Source organism: Micromonospora sp. LOL_015 (assembly GCF_048060275.1).
In the GTDB taxonomy this organism is placed as follows: Bacteria; Actinomycetota; Actinomycetes; order Mycobacteriales; family Micromonosporaceae; genus Micromonospora_E.
The window spans coordinates 38,311-45,120 of the sequence record NZ_JBHMIO010000038.1 but is presented as its reverse complement, the minus strand read 5'-3'; the positions used below and the strand labels follow the sequence as shown (position 1 = coordinate 45,120).

At 69.8% G+C, this 6,810-nt stretch carries 5 protein-coding genes; all 5 read right to left on the bottom strand.

Annotated features, from left to right (window positions below; translation table 11 throughout):
• Positions 1–67: 67 nt before the first annotated feature.
• A complete protein-coding gene (locus ACFHWU_RS23635) occupies positions 68–760 on the bottom strand; it encodes an alpha/beta fold hydrolase (protein ID WP_416591602.1) in 693 nt (230 codons plus the stop codon).
• A gap of 7 nt (positions 761–767) precedes the next feature.
• Positions 768–1,820: an ABC transporter permease gene (locus ACFHWU_RS23630; protein ID WP_416591601.1), complete on the bottom strand. Its 1,053-nt coding sequence runs from the start codon at positions 1,818–1,820 to the stop codon at positions 768–770.
• Positions 1,817–2,671, bottom strand: coding sequence for an ABC transporter permease (locus ACFHWU_RS23625; RefSeq protein ID WP_416591600.1), 855 nt, complete (start codon positions 2,669–2,671; stop codon positions 1,817–1,819). Before ACFHWU_RS23625 ends, ACFHWU_RS23630 begins: the two co-directional genes overlap by 4 nt.
• A gap of 45 nt (positions 2,672–2,716) precedes the next feature.
• Positions 2,717–4,363: an ABC transporter substrate-binding protein gene (locus ACFHWU_RS23620; RefSeq protein WP_416591599.1), complete on the bottom strand. Its 1,647-nt coding sequence runs from the start codon at positions 4,361–4,363 to the stop codon at positions 2,717–2,719.
• A gap of 181 nt (positions 4,364–4,544) precedes the next feature.
• Positions 4,545–6,566, bottom strand: a complete 2,022-nt coding sequence (locus ACFHWU_RS23615) for a primary-amine oxidase (RefSeq protein ID WP_416567880.1) — start codon at positions 6,564–6,566, stop codon at positions 4,545–4,547.
• Between the last annotated feature and the right edge of the window lie 244 nt (positions 6,567–6,810).

Sequence of the window (6,810 nt, the reverse complement as noted above, 5' to 3'; positions counted from 1 at the left end):
GCCGGGCCGGTCGGGGCCGGGCCGGTCGGGGCCGGGCCGGTCGGGGCCGGGCCGGTCGGGGTGGAGGTCACCGGGGCGCTCCGGTGATACTGGCGACGGCCTGCTCAACCAGGTCGGCGACAGCGTGGGGCCGCACGCGGGGAGTGAAGTGGCTGCCGCCGACCTCGGAGACGGCAGCGCCGGCGCGGGCGGCCATGTCCCGCTGGGTGTCCGGCCGCAGCGTCCGGTCCTCGGCGGCGACCAGGTACCAGGTCGGCTTGTCGCGCCAGGCGGGCACCCCGGTGGGCTGCGCGAAGATGGCGTCGGCGCTGGGGCGCGAGTCGGCGTCGAAGTTGTCCCGTTCGGCTTCCGGCACGTCCCAGCCGATCTCCGCCCAGTACTCGGGACTGTGCTCCGAGGCCCATTCGCCGTTCGGACCGCGTCGCATGTGCCGACTGACCTCGGCGGGCGGGTAGCGGCCGATGATGTCCTGGATCGACTCGCCATTGTCGGGGGCGAACGCACAGACGTAGACGAGCCCGGCGATCCGCTCGTCCCGGCCGACGTTGGTGATCACCGCCCCGCCGTAGGAGTGACCCACCAGCAACACCGGTGCGGTGCAGTCGGCAAGCACGGCGGTGGTGTTGGCGACGTCCTCGACGAGCGAGTTCATCGGATTGGTCACCAAGTGAACCCGGTGTCCGGTGGCGCGCAGCAACGGTGCCACGTGGGCCCAGGTGCTCGGGGTGCCGCCAGCACCGTGCACCAGCACGATATCCATGATGGACTCATCCTCTCCGTAGGCGCGGGTCCAGGACCAGGTAGAACAGATCGACTGCGGCGTTGACCAGCACGAAGAGCAGCGCGATCGCCAGCGCGGCGCCCTGCACCACCGGGTAGTCGCGTTGCAGCACCGAGCTGACCAGCAGGTTGCCGACGCCCGGGTACGAGAAGACGGTCTCGGTGATCACCGAGCCGCCGAGCAGCGAACCGAACTGCAGACCGAGCACGGTCACGATGGGCAGGCCGGCGTTGCGCAGCACGTGCCGGCGCAGGATGGTCCGCTCCCGCAGCCCTTTCATCCGGGCGGTTCGCACGAAGTCGTCGCTGAGCACCTCCAGCACCGAGGCCCGCACGATCCGGGTGATGAAGCCGGCCATCGCCAACGCGAGGGTGGTGGCCGGCAGGATCAGGTACTGCAGCCACGGCACGACCAGTTCGGGCCGGTCCTGCAGGATCGCGTCGAGGAGCACGAAGTTGGTGGTGGGCTGGTAGTCGAGCTGGCTGGGCAGCCGACCGATCACCGGCATCCAGCGCAGCCACACGCCGAAGATCACGATGCTCAGTACGCCGAGGGCGAACCAGGGCAGCGAGAAACTGACCGTGGCGATGGACCGGGTGGCGGTATCCACCCAGGTGTCCTTGCGCAGCGCGGCGATCACCCCGGTGACGACCCCGATGAGGATGGCGATCAGCATCGCCGCGACGGTCAACTCGATCGTCGCCGGCAGTGCACCACCCAGCAGGCCCAGCACGCTGTTGCCGCCGTAGAAGGAACGCCCGAGATCCAGCCCGAACAGATCGCCGAGGTAGCGCAGGTACTGCTCCCAGATCGGCTTGTCCAGGCCGAATGCTTCGTTGATCCGGGCTTCGTTGGCCGAGATCTGCTCGGCGCTGAGGCCCTGGGTGCCGCTGGCCGCGAGGGTGGACGACGGCGAGCCGGGCAGCTGGCGGATGGCCAGGAACACCAGGGAGGCCAGGACGAACAGCACCACCGGCACGCTGGCCAGCCGGCGCACCGTGAGCATCGGCAGCGACCTGCCGCGCAGCAGCCGGATCATCGGCGGCTCCTCGGGTCCAGCGCGTCGCGCAGGTCGTCGCCGACGAAGTTACTGGCGACCACGAAGATCAGCGTCAACGCTGCGGGCAGCACCGCCATCCGGGGTGCCGAGTAAATGAACTCCTGGCCGGCCTGCACCATGTAGCCCCAGTCCGGGGTGGGCGGCTGGATGCCCAGGCCCAGGTAGGACAGGCCGGCGGCGAAGCCGGCGGCCACCGACAGGGTCATCACGACCTGGGCGAGCAGCGGGCCGGCGATGTTCGGCAGGATCTCCTGGATCATGATCCGGGGCGACCGGGTGCCGCCGAGCCGGGCGGCGAGCACGTAGTCGCGGGCGGCCTCCCGGGCGGTCAACGCCCGGGCCAGCCGGGCCAGGCCGGGTGACAGCGCGACACCGACCCCGACCACCAGACTGCGTACGCCGGGTCCGCTGGCCGCCACCACCAGGATGATCAATAGCATCGATGGGAAGGCCAGCCCGACGTCGGTGACCCGCATCAGGATCTGCTCACCCCAGCCGCCGACATAGCCGGCGAGCATGCCGACGGTGGTGCCGATGAGCGCGGCGAGGACGGTGGCGAGGAACGCGACCAGCAGCAGTGGTTGGGCGCCGTATACCAGCCGGGCCAGGAAGTCACGGCCGAGATCGTCGGTGCCGAGCGGGTGCCCGGCGGTGCCGAACCCGGCGAGGGTGACGTTGGACTGCCGCTCCGGGTCGGCGCCGATCACCAGCGGCCCGATGGTCGCCATCAGCACGAAACCGACGACCACCAGCCAGGAGACGGTGGCCAGCCAGGACCGGGCGATGGAGCGCCGCGCGTAGGCGGCTCTCCATCGCTCGACCGGCCGCACCCCGGCGACCGTCACCGGTCCCCCGGACGGGCCGTGCGGATCGGATCAGACACTGGCGTTCTCCATGAAGCAGCGGTGGTTACCGAGCGCGGCGACGTTGGCGCCCTCGACGTTCGCCCCGGTCACCACCGGGTTCGCCGAGTAGCAGAGCATCGACAGCACCATGTACTGCTCGGCGAACCGGCGCTGGATGTCGGTGTACGCGGCGGTGCGCTCGGGACCGTTGGGCAGGTTCCTCGCGGCGGCCAGGTCGTCAGCGAACGCCTCGGATCCGGGGAGCGTGTTGAATCCGGAGGTGAAGTCGCCGTACACCCCGGATGGCAGGCCCATCGCCCCGATCATGTTGTCCGGGTCCGGGATGTAGGAGTTGCGCTCCCAGATCATCAGCTCGTGGAACTCGTCGTCCGGGTCGAGCAGCCGGCTGAAGTAGGTCGCCGGGTCGACCGAGTCGCTCACGACGGTCAACCCGATGTCGGTGAGGTTCTGCGCGACGATCTGCGCCGTTCGCGGGTGCCAGGAGTCGCTGGCCGCCATCAACGCCACCTGCCGGCCGGTGGCGCCGGCCGACTCGATCAGCCGCCGGGCCTCGTCCGGATCGAACCGGCTCAGGTCGGCCAGGCTCGGGTCGTAGCCGTCCTGCGACGGTGGGATCGTGTAGCCGTCGGGTGGCGCGCCGATTCCGAAGAACGCCTGGGCGATGATCGCCTCGCGGTCGATCGCCAGGTTGATCGCCTGACGCACCTCCAGCTCCGGGATCCGCCGGGCGTCGATCATCATCAGCGCGTCGAAGCTGTACGGCGTCTCGTGGAAGGTCACCGCGTCGTCGGCCTTCAGCTGCTCGACCGCCGAGTACGGAGTGAACTGGGTGGCGGACAGGTCGCCGCTGAGCAGCGAGCTGACGATGGTCGAGGGGTCCTGGACCTGTTGCATCACCAGCCGGTCGACCTTGGGCCGGCCGGTGCGGTAGTCCTCGAACGCGGTCAGCACCACCTGCTGCCCGGCGGTGGCCGAGGAGAACTGGAACGGGCCGGTGCCGACCAGGTTCTTGCCGATGTCGGCGCCGTACTCGGCGAGTGCGGCGGAGGAGATGATCCGGCCGCCGATGTCGGAGAGCCGGTTGAGCACGGTGGCGTCGGGGCTGTTGAGCACCATCACCACGGTGTACTCGTCGGGGGCGTCCAGCGAGGCGACGTTGGCACCGAGGCTGCGCAGCGGCCGGGACGACCCCTCGGGCAGGGTCGGGTCGTCCTCGTTGAACTGCCGACCGAGGCTGGCCAGCACGTCCGCCGAGGTGAAGGTGGTGCCGTCGTGGAAGGTGACGCCCTGGCGGAGGGTGAAGGTGTAGGTCAGCCCGTCGTCGGAGATCTCCCAGCTCTCGGCGAGGTCGGCCTGCGGCTCGTTGGTCTCGAAGGAGATGAAGGTCAGCCCACGGCAGATGCAGTCGACCGCCATCCAGTCGCCCAGTGACGTGTAGAAGGCCGGGTCGTGGACGGCGCTGGTGGCGTCGATGCCGAGCGTGAGGGTGCCGCCGCTGCTGGTGCCGTCGTCGCCGTCTTCGCTGCCGTCGGAGGCGACGCCGCAGGCGGCGAGCAGGCTGCTGGCGCCAAAGCCGAGGCCGAGCAGTCCGGTGCCACGCAGCATCGCGCGACGGGTTATCAGGTTCTGCGGGAGGTTGCGGGGATCGTCCGACATAGTGCGCTCCTCGGCAGGGTATGGGACGAAGATGGATGAAATTTCATTTGGATTGGATCCAAAACCATCATCTGCGGTACCCGATTCGGGTCCGTATCGCGATTGTGAACGTCTGGTGTCGGGATGTCGAGAATGGACAGGTTCCCCCATGGCCGGCGCGGTGGCCGACGTACCGGCCGGGTCAGTCGGCCGGCACCACGTCTGTTCCGTCTGTTCCGGTGGCGCAGCAGGCACTGCCCGCGCCGCGGGCAGTGGCCGGATCCGGAACGTCCATCGCCGGATTGCGGTCGAAGAAGCCGTCCGGTTCAAGGATCATGTGGATCGCGTCCACCGGCATCACCGGCCACTGCTCGGGACGCGGGAAATGGTGGGTGCCGAGCACCGGCCACAGCACCAGCTCCACACCGTCGATCGACCGGTCCTGGCGCTGCCAGACCTGCACACCGTCGTCGCCCGGCTCGGCGTGGTTGGGATAGCGGCCACCGAGGAACTGCTCCTGCGGGTCGTACGGAGTGGCCCACAGGTGCTGGTGGATGAACGGTGCGCGGCGGGCCATCACCGAGTCCGGCCGGGCGAACGACCGGGTGGTGTTCGGCAGCAGCAGCCGATAGGCCGTCGGTTCACCGAACCGGTTGGTCCGGGTGGTGCTCTCCACCCGCCAGCGGCGGGCCGACGACGGATCGGTGCGGCGCGCCGCCTGCGACTCACGCAGCAGCGGGGTACGCACGTTGCGTACCGCGTTGCCGTACGGGTCGAGTGCCGGGTCGGTCTCGCCCTCGGCGTGCTCCTCGACCAGCCGATTGCGCGGTCCGTCCACCGCCATGTCCAGGCGTAGCCCGAAGTAGTGCTGGTGGGTCGGCGTCTGCACGTTCGGCGCGACGACCCGGCCGTAGCGCACCTCGTCGCCGTCAGCGATGCCGGAGGCGGAGAGCATCCCGGTCAACTTGACCTCCAGCTCGATCCGGCCGTCCTGGTAGAGCGACCAGTAGAAGCCGTAGTCGTAGTTGGCCACGGTCTGGAAGTTGGAGATGACCAACCGACGCGAGCGGCGCACCTGGCTGACCCCGCGCCGCAGGTCGTTGTGCTTCCAGAGGATGCTGTGGTCCTCCTCGTGCATGCAGATCGCGTTCGGGATGGTCACCGGGTCGCCGTCGCCGCCGAGGTAGGCGGTGTCGAAGTAGTAGATGACGCCGAGGCAGTCGCAGCCGAGGGCAAGCGAGTTGGTCAACGGCCCGGCCCCGTACTCACCCCAGTCGAAGAAGTTCTTGCGGTACTGGGTGGAGTTGGGGTCGAGGTACGGCACGTACATCTCGTTGCAGGCGGCCCGCTTGACCACCGGCCGGCCCTGGAACTCCAGGTCGTACAGGACCAGGCCCTCGCGGTGGGTGAAGCCGACCCGCAGCTGCCAGCCCTGCCAGCTGACCTGCCAGCCGTCGACGTCGAAACTCGGACCGTCGGGCTGCACGACGTCCAACGGCCGCAGCCCGGGCCGGGCCGGCCAGGCCTCGGCCTCCAGCGGGCCGGCCTCGTCCGAGATCGGCACCACGCCGTGGTCCTCGACCTCCAGGACCTCCATGGTCGCCATGTCGATGATCGGCACCACGCCCTGCACCGGGCGCACGTAACCGTTGTCGCCCTCGTTGACTCGGTGCCAGACGGTGCCCCAGGTGAGCCGCCGGTCGGCGTACCGCTTCGGCTCGAAGCCGCCCATCGACTCGGCGTCGACCACCACCAGGGAGACGTCGTGGATGCCCCGCTTGGCGAGCACCTCGCGGAACCTCGGGCTCTGCCGGCAGGCCTGGGCGGCCGCGCGGGCCTCCTCGGAGGTGATGCCGGGCCGACGCGGGTCGAGCGGACGCCAGTCCAGGCAGCGGTCGGCGGCACCGTCGCCTGCAGCGTGGTTCGACGCCGCACCGTCGTCCCGGCTCCCGACGGCCAGCGCGACGTCGATCTCCCAGGCGGTGCCGGCGGCATGGTCCATGGCCACCAGTCCGAGTCGGACCTCCCCGGCCGCGGCCGCGCCGGCCAGGACGGCCCGGGCGTGCGCCTCGTCCAGCGTGGCCCCCCAGAACCGGGTTCGCTCGCCGAGCCGACCGTCGGCGCGGGCGACGGCGACGGCCCGGGCGATCTCCGCCGGGCTGGGTGGGTCGAGCGGATGGTTACGGTGGTTGCGCCCGTCCGGGCTGGGGTGGCACGCGCTCACGATTGCTCCTGTCGCCGTCGCGGGAGTCGTTCCGATGCGGTCCGGCTCGTCTGGGGTCGGTCTGCGTCGCGTCGTGGTGGCTGCGGCGGGCCGGTGCTTCCTAAGAACTCCCTGGCCAAGGTAGTCTCGGATACTACCGTAGGATCATTGGATCCAAAACCAGGATCCAAAGCGAAATGTACGGGACCCGCAGGGTCGCCGGCCGGCTTGCTATCGTGACACTCACATCGCACCACTGTGGAGA